Annotated in this window: 17 protein-coding genes; 9 read left to right on the top strand and 8 right to left on the bottom strand. The window is 63.7% G+C overall.

Annotated features, from left to right (window positions below; translation table 11 throughout):
• The first annotated feature begins 2 nt into the window (after nt 1-2).
• The 3 genes from PQQ53_RS08835 to argE all read left to right on the top strand — a co-directional run bounded on the left by PQQ53_RS08835 (nt 3) and on the right by argE (nt 2,491).
• Entirely contained in the window at nt 3-749 is a 747-nt protein-coding gene (locus tag PQQ53_RS08835; protein WP_408151860.1) for an amino acid ABC transporter ATP-binding protein, read from the top strand.
• A gap of 61 nt (nt 750-810) precedes the next feature.
• Nucleotides 811-1,227: a RidA family protein gene (locus PQQ53_RS08830; protein ID WP_408323718.1), complete on the top strand. Its 417-nt coding sequence runs from the start codon at nt 811-813 to the stop codon at nt 1,225-1,227.
• A gap of 109 nt (nt 1,228-1,336) precedes the next feature.
• A complete protein-coding gene (argE, locus tag PQQ53_RS08825) occupies nt 1,337-2,491 on the top strand; it encodes an acetylornithine deacetylase (protein ID WP_408151859.1) in 1,155 nt (384 codons plus the stop codon).
• Nucleotides 2,492-2,522: 31 nt separating this feature from the next.
• Here the strand turns inward: argE and PQQ53_RS08820 are convergent, their stop codons facing one another.
• Nucleotides 2,523-3,404: a LysR substrate-binding domain-containing protein gene (locus tag PQQ53_RS08820; protein ID WP_408139435.1), complete on the bottom strand. Its 882-nt coding sequence runs from the start codon at nt 3,402-3,404 to the stop codon at nt 2,523-2,525.
• 157 nt (nt 3,405-3,561) lie between these two features.
• Here PQQ53_RS08820 and PQQ53_RS08815 point away from each other — a divergent pair, with 157 nt between their 5' ends.
• The 3 genes from PQQ53_RS08815 to PQQ53_RS08805 are packed head-to-tail and all read left to right on the top strand — an operon-like array spanning nt 3,562 to nt 5,986.
• Complete coding sequence (locus PQQ53_RS08815; RefSeq protein ID WP_408151858.1) at nt 3,562-4,308, top strand: SDR family NAD(P)-dependent oxidoreductase; 747 nt, start codon at nt 3,562-3,564, stop codon at nt 4,306-4,308.
• A 30-nt stretch (nt 4,309-4,338) separates the two neighbouring features.
• The gene (locus PQQ53_RS08810; protein ID WP_408323717.1) at nt 4,339-5,211 is read left to right on the top strand and encodes an alpha/beta fold hydrolase; all 873 of its coding nucleotides are present in this window, start codon (nt 4,339-4,341) and stop codon (nt 5,209-5,211) included.
• Nucleotides 5,212-5,239: 28 nt separating this feature from the next.
• A complete protein-coding gene (locus PQQ53_RS08805; protein WP_408139441.1) occupies nt 5,240-5,986 on the top strand; it encodes an SDR family NAD(P)-dependent oxidoreductase in 747 nt (248 codons plus the stop codon).
• Between the two features lie 225 nt (nt 5,987-6,211).
• Here PQQ53_RS08805 and PQQ53_RS08800 read toward each other — a convergent pair whose 3' ends face one another.
• From PQQ53_RS08800 to PQQ53_RS08770, 7 genes are all read right to left on the bottom strand, one after another.
• On the bottom strand, nt 6,212-7,090 hold the full coding sequence (locus tag PQQ53_RS08800) for an ABC transporter permease (protein ID WP_408151855.1): 879 nt from the start codon (nt 7,088-7,090) through the stop codon (nt 6,212-6,214).
• The gene (locus PQQ53_RS08795) at nt 7,087-7,917 is read right to left on the bottom strand and encodes an ABC transporter ATP-binding protein (RefSeq protein WP_408151854.1); all 831 of its coding nucleotides are present in this window, start codon (nt 7,915-7,917) and stop codon (nt 7,087-7,089) included. The genes PQQ53_RS08800 and PQQ53_RS08795 overlap by 4 nt, the downstream gene beginning before the upstream one ends.
• A 61-nt stretch (nt 7,918-7,978) precedes the next feature.
• A complete protein-coding gene (locus PQQ53_RS08790; RefSeq protein WP_408151853.1) occupies nt 7,979-9,031 on the bottom strand; it encodes an ABC transporter substrate-binding protein in 1,053 nt (350 codons plus the stop codon).
• Between the two features lie 48 nt (nt 9,032-9,079).
• On the bottom strand, nt 9,080-9,988 hold the full coding sequence (locus PQQ53_RS08785; RefSeq protein WP_408323715.1) for a TauD/TfdA dioxygenase family protein: 909 nt from the start codon (nt 9,986-9,988) through the stop codon (nt 9,080-9,082).
• A 205-nt stretch (nt 9,989-10,193) separates the two neighbouring features.
• On the bottom strand, nt 10,194-10,781 hold the full coding sequence (locus PQQ53_RS08780) for a c-type cytochrome (protein ID WP_408139451.1): 588 nt from the start codon (nt 10,779-10,781) through the stop codon (nt 10,194-10,196).
• Nucleotides 10,774-12,048: a sulfite dehydrogenase gene (gene soxC, locus PQQ53_RS08775; protein ID WP_408139453.1), complete on the bottom strand. Its 1,275-nt coding sequence runs from the start codon at nt 12,046-12,048 to the stop codon at nt 10,774-10,776. The genes PQQ53_RS08780 and soxC overlap by 8 nt, the downstream gene beginning before the upstream one ends.
• A 161-nt stretch (nt 12,049-12,209) precedes the next feature.
• Nucleotides 12,210-13,547 (bottom strand): LLM class flavin-dependent oxidoreductase, encoded by a 1,338-nt coding sequence (locus PQQ53_RS08770; RefSeq protein ID WP_408323713.1) that lies wholly within the window; start codon nt 13,545-13,547, stop codon nt 12,210-12,212.
• A 374-nt stretch (nt 13,548-13,921) separates the two neighbouring features.
• Between PQQ53_RS08770 and PQQ53_RS08765 the strand changes: the two genes are divergently transcribed.
• The 3 genes from PQQ53_RS08765 (at nt 13,922) to PQQ53_RS08755 (ending at nt 17,611) form a co-directional block, all read left to right on the top strand.
• Nucleotides 13,922-15,154 (top strand): SfnB family sulfur acquisition oxidoreductase, encoded by a 1,233-nt coding sequence (locus PQQ53_RS08765; RefSeq protein WP_408323711.1) that lies wholly within the window; start codon nt 13,922-13,924, stop codon nt 15,152-15,154.
• Between the two features lie 73 nt (nt 15,155-15,227).
• Nucleotides 15,228-16,181: an aliphatic sulfonate ABC transporter substrate-binding protein gene (locus tag PQQ53_RS08760; protein ID WP_408323709.1), complete on the top strand. Its 954-nt coding sequence runs from the start codon at nt 15,228-15,230 to the stop codon at nt 16,179-16,181.
• A 209-nt stretch (nt 16,182-16,390) separates the two neighbouring features.
• Complete coding sequence (locus PQQ53_RS08755) at nt 16,391-17,611, top strand: LLM class flavin-dependent oxidoreductase (protein ID WP_408323707.1); 1,221 nt, start codon at nt 16,391-16,393, stop codon at nt 17,609-17,611.
• Nucleotides 17,612-17,637 lie beyond the last annotated feature (26 nt).

Below are 17,637 nucleotides of genomic sequence, written 5' to 3'. Positions count from 1 at the left end.
ACATGAGCGCAACGCAGATCGTCATCGACATTCGCGGCATCGACAAATGGTACGGCAGCCATCACGTGCTCAAGCAGTGCTCGACGCAAGTGAGCAAGGGCGAGATCGTCGTCGTGTGCGGGCCGTCGGGTTCCGGCAAGTCGACGCTGATCAAGACCGTCAACGCGCTGGAGCCCTTCCAGAACGGCGACATTCTGGTCGACGGCACCTCGCTTGGCGCGAAATCCACGAACCTGCCGAAGCTGCGCAGCCGCGTCGGCATGGTGTTCCAGCACTTCGAGCTGTTCCCGCATCTCGATCTGACGCGCAACCTCACGCTGGCGCAGCGCATCGTGCTCGGCCGTGACGAAGGCAGCGCGCGCAACAAGGCGCGCGAACTGCTCGATCGCGTCGGTCTGTCGGCGCACGCGCACAAGTATCCCGGGCAGTTGTCGGGCGGGCAGCAGCAACGCGTGGCGATTGCGCGAGCGTTGTCGATGGACCCGGCGGCGATGCTGTTCGACGAGCCGACGTCGGCGCTCGACCCCGAAATGGTCAATGAAGTGCTCGACGTGATGGTCGAACTCGCACGCGAAGGCATGACGATGATGGTGGTGACGCACGAAATGGGATTCGCGAAGCGTGTTGCGCATCGCGTGGTCTTCATGGAAGACGGCGCGATCATCGAAGACAGTCCGACCGGCGAGTTCTTTCAGGACGCGGCAAGCCCCTCGGCCAAGCGCTTCCTTTCCAGGATTCTTGCTCATTGAACCTGCGCCGGTGCGCGCTCGCACGCATCGGCCGCTCACACTTTCCGGAGATCCCAACGCCATGACGACCCACACGCGCATCCGCAAATTCAACACGCGCGAAACCTATCCCGAGCAAAAGCTCGACAATGACCTGTGCCAGGCAGTGATCGCCGGCGATACGGTCTACCTGCGCGGCCAGATCGGCCAGGATCTCGACACGCGCGAATCGGTAGGCATCGGCGACGTCACTGCGCAGGCCGAAAAAGCGATGGCCAACGTCGCGATGCTGCTCGAAGAATGCGGCAGCAAGCTCGAGGACATCTGCAAGGTCACGGTCTATCTCATCGACCCGCGCTATCGCGAGGCGGTCTATAACGTGATGGGCCGCTGGCTCAAAGGCGTGTTTCCCGTCTCGACCGGTCTCGTCGTGCAGGCACTCGCGCGCCCGGAATGGCTGGTGGAAATCGACGTCATTGCCGTCAAGCAGCGTGCGTAAGCTGCGTTGCATAATGTCACCGGGCGGCCCCGGTGTGCGTTAATGGAGTCCGCTGCAGTCACCGCAATGCCGATCTGGACGAACATTCTCAAAGGGATTTCCTATCACTATGCCGCTCAGTCGCAGTGCCGAACTGCTGAAGGCGCTGATCGCCTTCCCCACCGTTTCACGCACGCCGAATCTCGCCCTGATCGAGCACGTCGCCCGCTTGCTCGGCGCGGCGGGAATCGCCTGCACGCTCGTCAAGGACGAAGCGGGAACCTGTGCCAACCTGTTCGCCAGCACGGGGCCGGCGAACGTGCCCGGCGTCCTGCTGTCGGGACATACCGATGTCGTGCCGGTCGACGGGCAACCGTGGACGATGCCGCCGTTCGAAGCGACACTGCGCGACGAGCGGCTGTACGGACGCGGCACCGCCGACATGAAGGGCTTCGTCGCCTGCGCGGTCGTCGCCATGATCGACGCTTCGGCGCGTACGCTGCGCAAGCCGCTGCAATTGGCGCTGTCGTATGACGAGGAGATCGGATGCGTCGGCGTGCGGCGTCTGATCGACGTTCTGGAGATCGCGCCGGTACGGCCGGAGTTGTGTGTCGTCGGCGAGCCCACGATGATGCAGATCGCCACCGGCCATAAGGGCAAGGCCGCGTATCGTGCGGTCTGTTGCGGACAGGAAGGACACTCGGCGCTCGCGCCGAAGTACCTGAACGCGATTCACGTCGCCGCCGACTGGATCGCGGGAATCCGCGCGGCACAGCAGCGCCTCGCACAAACCGGTGCGCGCGACGACGACTACGACGTTCCCTATTCGACGATTCACGTCGGCACGATTCGCGGCGGCAAAGCACTCAACATCGTGCCGAACGAATGCACGCTCGATTTCGAAATCCGTACGCTTGCGGCGGATCGTGCCCAGCCTATCCTCGATGACATCCGTCGCCATGCCGAGACGGCGAGCGCGGCAGGTCACGGCGGACCGGTGTATCTGCCCCGGGTCGAAGAAGTCAACGCCTACCCCGGGCTCGACACGCATGTGGCGAGCGATGCCGTGCAGTTTCTCGAATCCTTGCTGCCGTCGGAGACGTCAAAACGAAAGGTCGCGTTCGGCACGGAAGGCGGCCTGTTCTCAACGCGACTCTCGGTGCCGACGCTGGTATGCGGTCCCGGCGATATCGACGTCGCACACAAGCCGGATGAATACGTTGCGTTGGCGCAGCTCGACGCGTGCGATGCGTTTCTTGCGCGGCTGGTCGATTGTTTGCACTGACAGCCACGAGTCTGCCAGGCATCCTCAACGACTAGGGCACCATCAGCTCATCCACTCTCGTCAGAAAGAACGCCAGCGTAGGTGAAGCGTTTGAGCGGCTATAACCGATAACGAGATCGACGGTCGGCGCCTCGCCTTCCAGCGGCCGGCTCACCACCGACCACGGCAGCAGATTGTTCGCGTACTCCGGCATCAGCGCGAGCCCACGCGTGGAGGCCACGAGCGACATCGCCATCGCGAGATTGTCGACGTGGTGCTCGGCGGCGATATCGACATGATTGATCAGCAGATATTGCTCGATCACGTCGTGCAGCACCTTGGCCTTGTTCGAGGCCAGGATGAATGGCTCGCCGATCAGATCCTGCGCGCGGATCGCCGCGCGCCCGGTCAGCCGGTGATCGCTCGGCATCAACACCAGCAGCTTCTCGCGGCTCACCACACGATATTCCAGATCGAAGCCCGGCTCGGCGCGCAGAAATGCGAGGTCGAGCTTGCCGCGCGCCAGCGCGTCGGCCAGGTCGGGCGAATAGTGGCTCGAGACCGTTACGTCGACGTTTGGCAGTTCTTCGCGCAGGACCTGCATTGCCCGCGGCAGCCACGTCATTTCCTGCCCTGTCAGGAAGCCTAGCGCGAACACCTTCCTCGCCGGCGTCGACGCGCGCCGGGCGGCTTCCTTTGCCGCGTCGACCTGCGCGAGCGCGAGCCGCGCGTGGTCGAGAAACGCCTTGCCCGCAGCCGTCAATTCGACGCCGCGCGCGCTGCGGCTGAAAAGCTCCGCGCCGACTTCGTCCTCCAGATCGCGGATCTGGCGGCTCAGCGAAGGCTGAGACGTATGCAGCCGCTGCTCGGCCGCCACTGTCAGGCTGCCGGTCTCCGCGACCGCCACAAAGTACTTCAGGTGACGCAACTCCATTCGCTCCTCCTGCTGCCCCATGCTTCTGAGGCATGCCCATCAGCCTACAAAGTCTTTTTCGTTCGTGCAAGCGCCATCTACATTGCTGAGCAGGCAAGGACGAAACGCAACAACCGTTTGAGCCATACCTTACATCTATATCTGAAGGAGTTTGAAAATGGACAAGCCAGTCATCCTGATCACCGGCGCGCTGACCGGAATAGGCCGCGCCACCGCGTTCGCATTCGCCGAAAGCGGCGCGCGTCTGGTCGTCTCGGGCCGCCGTGAAGCCGAAGGCCGCGCGCTCGAAGCCGAACTGCGCCAACGCGGCGCCGATGCCGTCTTCATTCGCGCCGACGTCCGTCACGACGACGAAGTGCGCGACCTGGTCGATGCGGCGGTCGCACGCTTCGGCCGTATCGACGCGGCGGTCAACAACGCGGGGACCGAAGGCCAACCGGGCTCGATTCTCGACCAGAGCGCCGAGAGCTACGCAGCGACCTTCGACACCAACGTTCTCGGCACGTTGCTGAGCCTCAAGCACGAGTTGCGGGTCATGCAGGCGCAGAAGCACGGCAGCATCGTCAACGTGTCGTCGACATATGGACATGAAGGCGCGGCGTATGCGTCGGTCTATGCGGGCAGCAAGCACGCGGTGGAAGGCATCACGAAGTCGGCGGCGCTTGAAGTCGCTTCGTCGGGCGTGCGCGTGAACGCCGTCGCGCCGGGACCGACCGACACCGGCATGCTCGAGCGCTTCACCGGCACCGCCGAGCGCAAGGCCGCGCTTGCCGCGTCCGTGCCACTCGGTCGGGTCGGGCAGCCCAACGACATCGCCCGCGCGATCACGTTTCTCGCTTCCGACGCAGCGTCGTTCGTGACGGGTCAGATCGTCACCGTCGACGGCGGCAAGACTGCCGGCTAAGCGCAACACTGCCCCTGCGGAGAAAAGGCCATGACCCACCACACCCACCAGAACGCGCCGACGCAATTCGTCGAAACGAACGGCATTCGCTTCGCGTACCGCCGCTTCGGCAAGCGCGATACCGTTCTGCTCGTGTTTAACATTCACTTCACCGGCACCATGGATCACTGGGACCCCGCCATCACCGACGGTTTTGCCAGGGACCGCGAAGTGATTCTCTTCAACAACGCGGGCATCGCCAGTTCGTCGGGCGACGTGCCGGAGTCCATCGAGGAGATGGCCGCCAACGCCGCAGCGTTCATCAAGGCACTCAGGTTGCAGCAGGTCGACGTCCTCGGCTTTTCGATGGGCGGCTTGATCGCCCAGACGCTCGCGCTCGCCGAACCCGAGCTGGTGCGCCGCGTGGTGCTCGTCGGAACGGGACCGCGCAGCGGCGAAGGCATGGCAACGCTCACGCCCGAGGCGCAGCAGATCTTCGGCGCGACCTACGACGAACCCGACGAGTTATGGCTGAAGGTGCACTTCTCGCCGTCGGCGCAAAGCCAGACGGCCGGACGCCGGTTTCTCGAACGATTCCGCCTGCGCCAGGAAAACCGCGATCCGCAAGCCGGCGAGAAGGTCGCGCCCGCTCAGCTCGCGGCCCTCGCGAAGTGGGGCGCGCCGCGCGCGAACCCGTACGCGTATCTGCACGCGCTGGAACAGCCGACGCTCGTGGTCAACGGCGACAACGACGTGATCATCTATTCGATCAACTCGTGGATCCTGCAGCAGAACATCCCCAACGCGCAGCTGATCCTGTATCCCGATGCCAACCACGGCTCGCTTTATCAATACCCGGAGCGGTTCGTCTCGCACGTCACACAGTTTCTTTCGGAATGCCAGGCGCATCACGAACAGAAATGACCTTTCTCATCACTTCTGGAGTCTCGTCATGAACAACCTTACTGGAAAGACCGCGCTCGTTACGGGCGCATCGCGCGGCATCGGCCGCGCCAGCGCGCTCGCACTCGCTCGCGCAGGTGCTCAGGTGCTCGTCCACTACAGCACCGGCGAAAAGGAAGCGGAGGCCGTCGTTGCGGAGATTCGCGCGGCAGGCGGCACCGCGCAGAAAGTCGCAGCCGACCTGCGTGACGCGGACGGTGCGCATCTGCTCGCGAAACGCGTGCGCGAAGTGATCGGCCATCGTCTGGACATTCTCGTGGCGAACGCGGGCGTTTCCCGAGCCGCGAGCATCGAAGAGACCACCGTCGAAGCCTTCGACACGCTGTTTGCCGTGAACGTGCGCGCGCCCTATTTTCTCGTCCAGCAACTGCTGCCGGTGATGTGCAAGGGCAGCAGCATCGTCATGATCTCGTCGCTTGCGGCACGCGCGGCGGTTGGCACGCTATCGGCCTATGCGGCGACCAAGGGTGCGGTCGATACCCTCGTCACGCATTTCGCCTCGGCGCTCGGAGAACGGGGCATCCGGGTGAATGCCGTCGCGCCGGGCGTCGTTGAAACCGATATGTCGAACTTCACGAAAACCGACGAAGGACGCGCGGCCACGCTCGGCATGCAGGCGCTGAAGCGTCTCGCCCAGCCCGATGAAATCGGCGATGCGGTCGCGTTTCTTGCATCCGATGCCGCGCGCTGGATCACGGGCGAAACGCTACGAGTCGATGGAGGCTCGAAGCTCTGACGCATCGCGCGAAGCGCCGAATTCTCGCCGCCTTTGCAACATCGGCCAACGCCAGATTCCGGAGTTCAATGTCGCTCGTTGATTGTCACGCGCGACGCCTTGCAGGCATCAGGCCACACATGCCTGCTCGCGCGCCGTGCGCGACGCCTTCACTGTCGCTGTCGAATAGCGTCATTGGACGACCCGAGCGATGTGCCAGGATGAACCTCTCACCCGCAAAACCCTCTACTGCTGCACGCCCCATCTCCGCACCGTGACACGCTCCAGCGTATCGAACACCAGATGTTCGATCAGCAAACCGATTACGATCACCGCCGCCAGCCCCGCGAAAACCCGGTCGGTGTATAGCTCATTGCGATTCTGGAAGATATACCAGCCAAGTCCGCCGTTGCCTGAACTCGCGCCGAACACCAGTTCAGCTGCGATCAGCGTCCGCCACGCAAACGCCCAGCCCACCCGCAAACCCGCCAGAATCGACGGCAGCGCCGCGGGCACCAGAATCAGCAGCACGTGGCGCAGGCCTGTCAGGCCGTAGTTGCGGCCAGTCATCCGCAGCGTCGCCGGCACGGACTGAAAGCCGGAGTAGGTGTTGAGCGCGAGCGGCCACAGCACCGCATGCACCAGCACGAACAGCAGGCTGCCGGTGCCGAGACCGAACCACAGCAACGCGAGCGGCAAGAGCGCGATCGACGGCAACGGGTTGAACATCGCGGTCAGCATCGACAGAAAATCGCGCCCTACGCGCGTCGACACGGCAAGCGAGGTCAGCACGAAGGCGAGTGCCGCGCCGAGCAGATAACCGCGCAGCAGCACCGACATCGATACCGCGGTTTTTTGCAGCAATTCGCCGGACCAGATGCCTTGCACGAACGCGCTGAACGTCGCACCGAACGTCGGCAGCAGCAAATCGTTGTCGACCATGCGCGCGGCGACCTCCCATCCGGCGATCAGCACAAGCGCAATCAGCGTCTTGCGCAACCAGCCCTGCGCAAAGACACGTTTGGCGAGCGGCAACGGCGCTTCGAGAACGAGTTCGCCGAGTGGTTCGAGCGAGCGTTCGTACTCCTCGCGAACCGGCGGCAGCAATGTGACAGGCGAGCTCATTGAACGGTCTCCGTCTGCTCGAACAACAGGTGATGAATACGCGCGACACTGCGCTGAAAATCGCTGCGCCCGAAACTGTCCTGCGAATACTGATGGCTGTTGAGTTCGGCGCGGACGCGGCCGGGATGCGGCGACAGCAGCAGAATCCGGTTGCCGACCACCAACGCTTCCTCGATCGAATGCGTGACGAAGAGCAGCGTGAAGTTCACCTCTTCCCATAGCCGCAGCAGTTCCTCCTGCATCTTGCGGCGCGTAAGCGCATCGAGCGCGGCAAACGGTTCGTCCATCAGCAGCACGCGTGGCTGCATCGCCAACGCGCGGGCAATCGCAACCCGCTGCTTCATGCCGCCTGACAGCGTATGCGGATAAGCATTCGCAAACGAAGCCAGCCCAACCTTCTCCAGATAGTGCAGCGCGCGCTCGTTCGCTTCCGCGCGAGAGAGCTTCTTCGCGACGCGCAGCGGGAACGCAACGTTCTGCAGCACCGTCTTCCACGGCGGCAACTGATCGAACTCCTGGAACACGACGATGCGATCGGCGCCGGGGCCGCGCACGGCCTGCCCGTCGAGCGAAATGCTGCCCGAGGTCGGCTGGATGAAGCCGGCCACCGCTTTGAGCAACGTCGACTTGCCGCAGCCCGACGGCCCGAGCAGTACGAAGCGATCGCCGCCGTAGACGTCGAAGCTGACGTCGTGCGTCGCGCGCACGATGCGCTCACGTGTGCGGTATTCGAGGTTGACGTTTTCGACCGCGAGCAGTCGTTCGCTGGTCGCCGCGGCGGTCTGCCCGTCGCGGTTCGGAAACAGAAGCGTGGGATTGGCCACCATCAGATTGCTCCGTGTGTGCGGACTAAACGCGCCGGCAAATGTCGCGCAATGCTGAACATGTTCAACTCCCCGTCGCCGTCGCGGGGTCGTCGAAGAAGTAGTCCTTCCACGACTTCGGCTCGTTCCTGATCACGCCGACGCGATACATGAACTGCGCGAGCCCGAACGTGTTCTGCGGCGCGACCTTGAATTGCACCTGCGGATTCTTGATGACCTTCACGAGCAGAGTGCGGTCGATCTTCGATTGATTCGTGCGGATGTAGATATCGGCAGCGGCTTCTGGATTGGCCGTGACGAAACGCGCGGCGTCGGCCAATGCATCGACGAATGCGCGATACGTCTTCGGATTGTTGTCGCGGAATTTTTCGGTGGCGTAAAGCACGGTCGCCGAACTCGGTCCACCGAGCACATCGTAGGAATTCAGCACGATATGCGCTTTCGGATTGCCCGCCAGTTCCTGCTCCTGAAACGGCGGATTGCCGAAGTGCCCGGTGATTTCCGTGCCGCCCGCAATGATCGCAGCGGCCGCATCGGGATGCGGCAACGCCTGGGTGAATTTGTCGAGACGGTTGTAATCCTTGTCGCCCCAGCGCTTGGCCGCCGCGTATTGCAGCACGCGCGATTGCACCGACACGTTGACGGCGGGCACCGCGATGCGGTCCTTCTCGGTGAAGTCGGCAATCGTCTTCACGTTGGGATCGTTGCTGACGAGGTAGTACGGCAGATTGCCGAGCGACGCGACGCCCTTGACGTTCTGCTTGCCGTGCGTGCGGTCCCAGATCGTCAGCAGCGGACCGACGCCGGCACCCGCGATATCCACGGCACCGGACAGCAGCGCGTCGTTGACCGCGGCGCCGCCCGAGAGCTTCACCCAATCCACCTTGATATCGAGCCCCTGCTTACGCCCTTCTTTCTCGACGAATTGCTGGTCACGCGCCACGTTCAGCAGCAGATAGACAATGCCGAACTGCTCGGCGACGCGAATCTGCCCCTCGGCGTGCGCGGGCGCGATGGCGGCAAAGCCCGCGACGCCCATCGATACGGTCAGCAGAGTCGCGGTAAAACGGCGGGCAAACGACGGCCGCGCGGCGGTCGGGCGAAACCTGGCAAGCATTGGAACTCCGGTCAGCGTGTGGTGTGGTCAAAGCGGGCAACGGCGCCGTCAGAACGGCGCGTCGCCTTCGATCGTCGTGCGATACAGTTTGCGGCGCAGATGGTCCGGCGTGCCGGCCGCGAGATGCATCAGCGAGCGGTTGTCCCAGAACACCATGTCGTGCTCTTCCCACTGATGCCGGTACAGATGTTCTGGGCGAACGCTATGGGCGAATATTTCGTCGAGCAGCGCCTTGCTCTCGTCTTCCGGCAAACCGATCACGCGGGTCGTGAAATGCTCGCTGACGAACAGCGCCTTGCGGCCGGTCTCGGGATGCGTGCGTACGATCGGCTGCACGACGGGTTTCACCGAGGCGATCTGTTCAGCGGACAGATTGGGCCGCCACGGACTGCGCTTCTGCAGTTCCGCGTACTTGGCGAGATACGTGTGCTCGGCCTGACGCCCTTCCACGGCGGCGCGCAAATGCGCGGGCAAGGTGTCCCCCGCGAGGTGCATGTTGGCGAACAGCGTGTCGCCGCCTTCGGCGGGCAATTCCTGCGCATGCAGCAGCGAACCGAGACTCGGCCTTTCCTTGTACGACAGATCGGAATGCCAGTAATGACCCGCATCGCCGAGACCGATCGGCTTGCCGTTCTCGACGATGTTCGAGACCACCAGCACTTCCGGATAGCCCGTCAACTGGAATTGATGCAGCACATGAATCTGCAGCGGGCCGAATCGGCGGCTGAAGGCAATCTGCTGATCCGGCGTGATGCGTTGGTCGCGGAACACGAGCACATGGTGATCGAGGTGAGCGCGATGAATGCGCGCGAAATCGTCCTGGCTAAGCGGCTTGCCGAGATCGAGTCCGAGGACTTCCGCGCCGACGGGACCGTCGAACGCGCGAATCTCGAAGGGCTGGGCTTCAATGGCGTGGCCGTCATGGCCGGCAGCAGTGGGGGCAAAGGCAGTCGTCACAGGAAACTCGTCGTTGATCTGTTCGGAGAACGCCGTCGAGGGCGCAGTCCGACGAATGTACCGGCGCAGGCGCGCGGCGACAACGAAGCAAATCCGATACGTTTATCTGCTGGAGTGATAAACCCGATGCTTTAACGCATTCCGGGCGGCCGCGACGCTTTACTCGCGTGTGCCGCTTCGGCCTTCGTGTCGGCGAACCTGCGCGTCATAGCCGTCCGGGGCGCGGATCGGCCACGAAACCCTGCCGGTTGGGCATCACCACTCGCGGCAGGGACGCCGCGTCGAGGCGCGCATCGGCTGCAACGATGCCGTTCTGGTTCAGCAGGAACGCGCTGAGCGCATAGACCTCGTCGGCGGACAGCGATTCGGGCGCGTTGTAGGGCATCGCGCGGCGGATATAGTCGAACAGCGTCGTCGCATAGGGCCAGTAACTGCCCACGGTGCGCTTCGGCTTTGCGCTGGTCAGCGTGCCCTGCCCGCCGACCAGCGGATCGCCAAGCCCGCCCTGGCCTTGCGCGCCGTGGCACGCGGCGCACTTCGCGGCGAACAGATGCGCGCCCGTGGCGACGTCGCCGCTGCCCGCGGGCAAACCGCGGCCATCCGGCGCGATGTCGATGTTCCAGGCGGCCAGCTCCTGCTCGGTGAGCGGCGTGCCGATGCCGTGGCCGGGCGCCACGCTCTGAACGTTGGACGCGTCCGGTGCGATCGCCGAACAGGAGACCAGCGCGCATAGCGAGAGCCCTGCGGCCAACGCCGTGCGCACTCGCCAGCGTGTCGAACAGGCGTCACGCATTACGCACCTCGCCGCTCGCGTCGACCCGCCATTGCTGGATCGCGTTGTAGTGGTACTGCGAGTTCAGCCCGCGAGCGGCAACGAGTTCCGCGCGAGTGGGTTGCACGTAGCCGGTCGAATCGGTCGCGCGCGAGAGAATCGCGGCGGGGCCGCCGTCCCAGCGCCAGTCCGCCTGAAAGCGCGTGAGCGCGCGATCGTGAATGGCGCCATCGAGACGCGCAAGACGCCAGGTCGCGCCGCCATCGGTCGATACTTCGACCTTGCGAACGGTGCCGCGCCCGGACCAGGCAAGCCCGGTAATCGGGTAGTAACCGTGTGTGGTGAGGCGATGCCCCGGCGAGGGCCGCGTGATTACCGACTTCGCATCCATCTCGAACGCGAACTGACGGGCGGTGCCGTTCGCGAGCAGGCTCGTGTACTTCGAAGTTTCCTCGCGCGTTTGCAAGGGCGCATCGACTACCTTCAGACGACGCAGCCACTTGACGTTCGTATTGCCCTCGAAGCCGGGGACGATCAAACGCAACGGATAGCCGTTCTCCGGGCGCAGACGTTCGCCGTTTTGCGCGTACACGACAAGCGCGCGTTCGAGTATCCGTTCGAGCGGCAAACTGCGCGTCATCACGGCGGCATCCGCGCCTTCGGCGAGCAGCCAGCCACGCGCCGGATCGATCTGATTCGACAGACCGCCCACCTCTTCCAGCAAGGTCGACAAGCGCACGCCGGTCCATTCACAGCATGAGAGCAGGCCATGCGTGAGTTGCACCGGCAGGCCGCTCGGCCCGTTCCACTCGTTGCCGGTATTGCCCGAGCATTCGAGAAAATGGATGCGCGATTCGGACGGCAGGCGCAGCAGATCGTCCATCGTGAACAGCTTCGGCGTACGCACCAGTCCGTGAATCGCGAGCCGATGCTGAGCCGGGTCGATGTCGGGTACGCCACCGTGATGACGTTCGTAGACCAGACCGTTCGGCGTGAGCGTGCCGTGCAGATCGGCGAGCGGGGTCATCGATGAAGCCGCGCCGGGCAGCGGCCACGCCCGCGCGCTGCGCCGCACGACATCCACCTCGTGCGGCGACGGCACGCCGTACGGATGCTCGAGTATGGGCGCGCCTGGCACGCGGCTCGACGGCGCGATGTCGAGCGGCTTGAGCAGTTCGGCGGCCGCCGCGGCGTGCGAGGCAACGAGGCCGCCCGCGGCGAGACGCCCGAGCAGGCGGCGGCGAGTGCGCGATGGCGGCGGATGCAGCGGCTGGGTGCGGGCATTCATGATGGCGGCGGCGCTTTGTCGTACTGGTGGGCTCGTAGGCAAGCCTGCGATGCTAGCAACGGCGCGCACGCTCGCCAAACAATCAATCGTGATATCGATCGCAGCATGGCTGATGTGGGCGCGTCATACGCAACACAGCACGCGGCCCCGACGAAGGCCGGCTATCGAGCGCGATGCGCAGGCCGCCGCAGCCCGAGGTTTTCGCGCAACGTGCGCCCTTCGTACTCGCTGCGGAACAAGCCGCGTCTGCGCAACTCGGGCAACACGAGTTCGACGAAATCGGTCAGGCCGTTCGGCAACACCGGCGGCATGACATTGAAACCGTCTGCGCCGTAGTTCACGAAGCGCTCTTCGAGTTGATCGACGATCTGCTCCGGAGTCCCGACGAGTTGCCAGTGGCCGCGCGCACCCGCTACCCGCAAATAGAGTTGGCGGATCGTCAGGTTCTCGCGACGCGCCAACTCGATCGTCAACGACTGCCGGCTCTTGCTCGCATTCGTTTCCGGCAACTCGGGAATCGGCCCGTCGAGCGGATAGTCCGACAGATCGAAGCCGCCGGTGAGTCCGGACACCAGCGCGAGCCCCACTTTCGGATCGACGAGCGACTGCAACTGGTCGAACTTTTCGTTCGCCTCGCTCGCGGTGCGTCCGACAATCGGGAACACACCCGGCATGATCTTCAGATCGTCGGGCTCGCGGCCATAAGCCCGCATGCGTCCCTTCACGTCGGCGTAAAAGGCCACTGCGTCCGCGAGCGTTTGCTGCGCGGTGAAGATCACCTCGGCCGTGCTGGCCGCCAATTCCCTGCCCGCTTCCGACGATCCCGCCTGCACGACGACCGGATGCCCTTGCGGAGAACGCGCGACGTTCAGCGGGCCTCGGACCTGAAAGAAACGTCCCCTATGGTCGAGCACATGCCGCTTTTGCGGGTCGAAGAAACGGCCGTTGGGTTTGTCGCGGACAAACGCATCGTCTTCCCAACTGTCCCAGAGCCCTTGCGTGACTTGCGCAAACTCGGTCGCGCGTGCGTAACGCTCGGCGTGATCGAAATGTTTGTCGCGATTGAAGTTCTTCGCCTCGTGCTCGCTCGACGACGTGACCAGATTCCAGCCGGCACGTCCGCCGCTGATGTGATCGAGCGACGCAAACTTGCGCGCGATGTGATACGGCTCGTTGAAGCTCGTCGAGGCCGTTCCGACCAGGCCGATGCGCTCGGTCACCGCCGCCAGCGCCGAGAGCAGCGTGATGGGCTCGAACTGCGCGACATAGCTGTGTGCGGTGCGGCTCAGAAAGTCGACGTTGTCGCCGCGCGTACCCACACCGTCGGCCAGAAACACCAGGTCGAGCTTCGCGGCTTCGGCCGCCTGGGCAAGCTGTACGTAATGGCGGAAATTGACGCCGGCATCCGCCTGCGCCTCGGCATGCCGCCATGCCGCGATGTGATGTCCCGACGGATAAAGAAAGGCGCCGAGGTGCAAGTGCCCGCTACGTCTGCTCATGGAGGTCCGCGAAAGAGGGTTAGCGAGGTGACCGTGCCGCGGCGGCTCTGAATCTGCTGGAGCCAAGGTGCTCGCGGGTGATCTGGATGGCTAAAGAGCCGACGTTAGCGGTGCGGGCGGCGAATGGCAACGAAGCGAAACTCATAACGTTATGAGCACGGCGTGTTCGCCATGCTTACGCTCTGCGCGCGAGGAACCGTCGAATTGATCGCATCAGGAATCAGCTAAGAATAGCAATTATTGTTCGTTGTCCGTCTTCAATCTTCTTCGCATAATTTTTGACGTTTCCGACACCTCGAAGCAGCGAGTCGCGCTTCATGAGCGCCGATATTGCTGTTCAACACGATCCCGTGCGGATCGCTCCGGAGCCCTTAATGCCCACTCAAACGTCGAACGCTGCGTTCGCCGACCCTGCCGCGCCCCGCTCCAGCAAACCGGCTCACGTCATCAAGTCCAACGCCGAGGCGATCGCCACCGCGCAGCACCTCGCCAGCCGCTTCGCCGCCGATGCCGCGCGCCGCGACAGAGACCGCAGCCTGCCGCACGAAGAACTCGATGCCGCATCGAACGCCGGCCTGTGGGCGATGACCGTACCTGAAGCGTACGGTGGTGCGCAGGTTTCCTACGTGACGGTCGGGCGGGTCTTCGCCATCCTCGCCGCGGCCGATCCGTCGATCGCGCAGATCCAGCAGAACCATAACAGCGCCGTATTCTGGCTCTGGAAAACCGGCACGGAGCAGCAACGTGCGTTCTTCCTCGGCGAGATTCTGCGCGGCGCACGCTTTGGCAACGCCAACGTCGACGTCGGTGGACGACGCCCCGCCGGCTCCGCCATGACCATCGCCGCCGACGACGGCGGCTTCCGGCTGTCCGGCCGCAAGATCTATTCGACCGGCGCGCTGTTTGCCGACTACGTCTCGACCATCGGCCAGGACGCGCAGGGGCGCCGCGTCGTGGCAATCGTGCCGACGGGGCATCCGGGCATGAAAATCGTTGACGACTGGGAGAGCTTCGGCCAGAAAACCACCGCGAGCGGCACGGTGATCTTCGACAACGTGTGGGTGCCCGCGCTAAATGTCTTGCCGATCTACCGCAGCTACGAAGAATGGCCGCAAAACGCCATTTCGCAGATCAGTCACGTCGGCATCGACGCGGGCATTGCGCGCGGCGCAATCGACGCGACGATCGCTTTCATCCGGCAGCGTGACGCCGACTCCGCGCCGTCCACGGCTGCCCTCGGCGCCGACCCTTACGTGATCTACCAGCTAGGCGAACTGAAAACGCGCCTGCATGCGGCCGAAGCCATGATGGACCGAGCCGGCCACGCGATCGACGGTTGCCTCGCCGCCCCAAGCGAGGACACGATTGCCGAGGCGTCGATCGCAGTCGCCGAAGCCAAAGCATTGACGACTGAAATCGCCATCGAAGCCAGCAACAAGCTGTTCGAACTCGCAGGCACGCGGTCCACGCATCCGTCGTTCAATCTCGACCGGTATTGGCGCAATGCTCGCGTACATACATTGCATGACGCCGCGCGCTGGAAATACGCGGCAGTCGGCAACTTCTATCTCAACGGCGAACGGCCACCCACTAGCGGGCAGACCTGATGTGGCTGCCGTGCCCCTTAACCGTGTGACATCCCCCGCTTCACCATCCACCCATTCTCCAGGAGATGCCTGCATGCCACGACGTCGTCAATTTCTCGCCGCCGGCGCTGCGGCACTCGCCGGCGCGGCCTTCGCCACGTCGACGCGCAAAGCCTCGGCGGCGACATCCGATACGATCAGTCTAGGCTTTCAGAAGACCGGCATTCCCCTCGTTGCGCGGCAACTCAAGGTATTCGAAAAGCGCTTCGAGCCACGCGGCATTCGCGTCAAATGGATCGAGTTCCCCTCCGGACTGACGCTATTGCAGGCGCTCGATATGGGCGTGATTGCATTCGGCAATGCCGGCAACGTCGGCTGTATTTTCTTGCAGGCGTCGGGAGGTCATGTCAACTACATCGCCGCGCAGCCGACAGGTGCGAAAAGCGAAGGCATTCTGGTCAAGGCAGACTCCGGCATACACACGCTCGCCGATCTGCGCGGCAAGAAAGTCGGCTATGCAAAAGGCTCCAGTTCGCACGATCTGATCGCCGCCGCACTCGAAAAGGCCGGGGTGAAATTGTCGGAGATCGAAACCTTCTCGCTCGGCGCCGCAGATGCCGCGTTCGCCTACGAAGGCGGAAATATCGACGCGTGGGTGATCTGGGACCCGTATTTCACGCTCGCGCAAAAGCACACGCCTTCGCGTGTGCTTGCCTATAGCGGCGACATCGAATCGAGTTCCGGCTTTCTGCTGGCGAACAGCACGTTTGCCGCGGCGCATCCCGAGCTGGTCAACGAGTACATCGAAGGATCGAAACAAGCGGCCGAGTGGGCCAAAGCACACCCGGGGGACGTGACTGAAGTACTGGCGAGCGCCACCGGCATCGCGCCCGATGTGATGGCGGCCGTGAACCGCAATGCGAGCTTCGACGTGACTGCACTCAGCGCGCGCCTGCTCGACAACCAGCAGGCGACAGCAGACCGCCTGTTCGCACTCGGGTTGATTCCGAAGAAGGTCGATGTGCGCGACATCGTCTGGAAAGCATAGAACGCAAACCATGCTCATGCGTGGAAACAGGCCGCTAAAGCGGCACTTTCACGCATCGCCTGGCACTTCAGATTAAAAGCAGTTTTCGTTGTTTGGCGTTCCGGATAACGACGTGCTTTACTGTTTGCACCCCCAGGTTTTGCCGCCGCGCCGCGTGCGATCTCGCGGACAACGCGTACGTTCATACTTGCATCGCAAGGAATTTCACCGTGCCCGAATCAGTCGTTACCCCACCATCACGCACATCGGCACCTCCTGCCGACGGTGCGCGCGATGCGTCGCCTTTCGTCGCAGTCCGTTCGCCCACCGCCTTTACGGATAGTCCGGTTTCGCGCGCCTTTGAACAGCCCTTGCTGCTTGGCCTGTTCCTGCCGATTCAGGCCGGCGGCTGGAGCGCATCCACCTTGCCCCGCACGACGGACTGGAACTTCGAGTACAACCTGGATCTGGTGCAGAAAGCGGAATCGTTCGGCTTCGACCTGGTCTTCGCCCTGTCGCAATGGTTGCCCAAGGGCGGCTACGGCGGCGTATTCAACGGAGAAGCACTCGATTCGTTCATGTCGCTCGCGGCGATGACCGCGCGCACCGAACGCATCATCCTTGTCGCCACCAGTCACGTGTTGTATGGCCCGTGGCATCCTCTGCATTTCGCCAAATTCACCGCGACGCTCGATCACATCTCGAAGGGGCGCTGGGGCATCAACGTCGTCACCGGTCATCGTGCGATCGAGCACGAGATGTTCGGCTGGCATCGCATCGATCACGACCGGCGCTATCAACTGGCGGCCGAATTTCTCGACGCCGTACAGCAATTGTGGTCGCAGCCCGATAACTTCAGTTTCGCGCCCGAACTGTCGAGCTGGAAACTGGACAAGGCCTTCGTCACGCCGAAGCCGCGCTACGGACGCCCGCTCCTCGTCAACGCGACCGGCTCGGACGCGGGCATCGACTTCGCCGCGCGCTATTCCGATGTGGTGTTCATCACGAGCCCGGCCGGTTCGGAAATCGAAGCGGCGCTCGCCGCGCTGCCGGCGCACACCGCTCGCGTGAAAGCCGCCGCCCAGGCACATGGCCGCAAGATTCGCACGTTGCTCAACCCGATGGTGATCTGCCGCGAGACGCCCGCTGAAGCACGCGCCTACCACGATGCGATCGTCGCACACGGCGACGAAGGCAGTTTCCATCGCTTCGACAGCGACGCGCACGCGTGGCGCGGAGGCGCCGAGCAACGCAATTCGGCGGCAGCGCGCGCAGTGGGCGGCAACATTTCGATCGTCGGCTCGCCGCAGCAGATTGCCGACTACATCGTGCGACTGCATCGCGCCGGTGTCGACGGCGTGCAACTGAGCTTCTTCGATTTCAAACCCGACCTCGAATTTTTCGGCGAGCGTGTGCTGCCGTTACTGCGCGAAGCCGGCTTGCGCTATTGATTGCGTCAGCGCGCCGCGTTCGTCGA

Origin of the sequence: Paraburkholderia strydomiana, from assembly GCF_046030495.1 — a bacterium.
GTDB classification, from domain to species: domain Bacteria; phylum Pseudomonadota; class Gammaproteobacteria; order Burkholderiales; family Burkholderiaceae; genus Paraburkholderia; species Paraburkholderia strydomiana_A.
The sequence above is the reverse complement of the archived record's forward strand: the minus strand, read 5'-3'. Positions and strand labels throughout refer to the sequence as shown.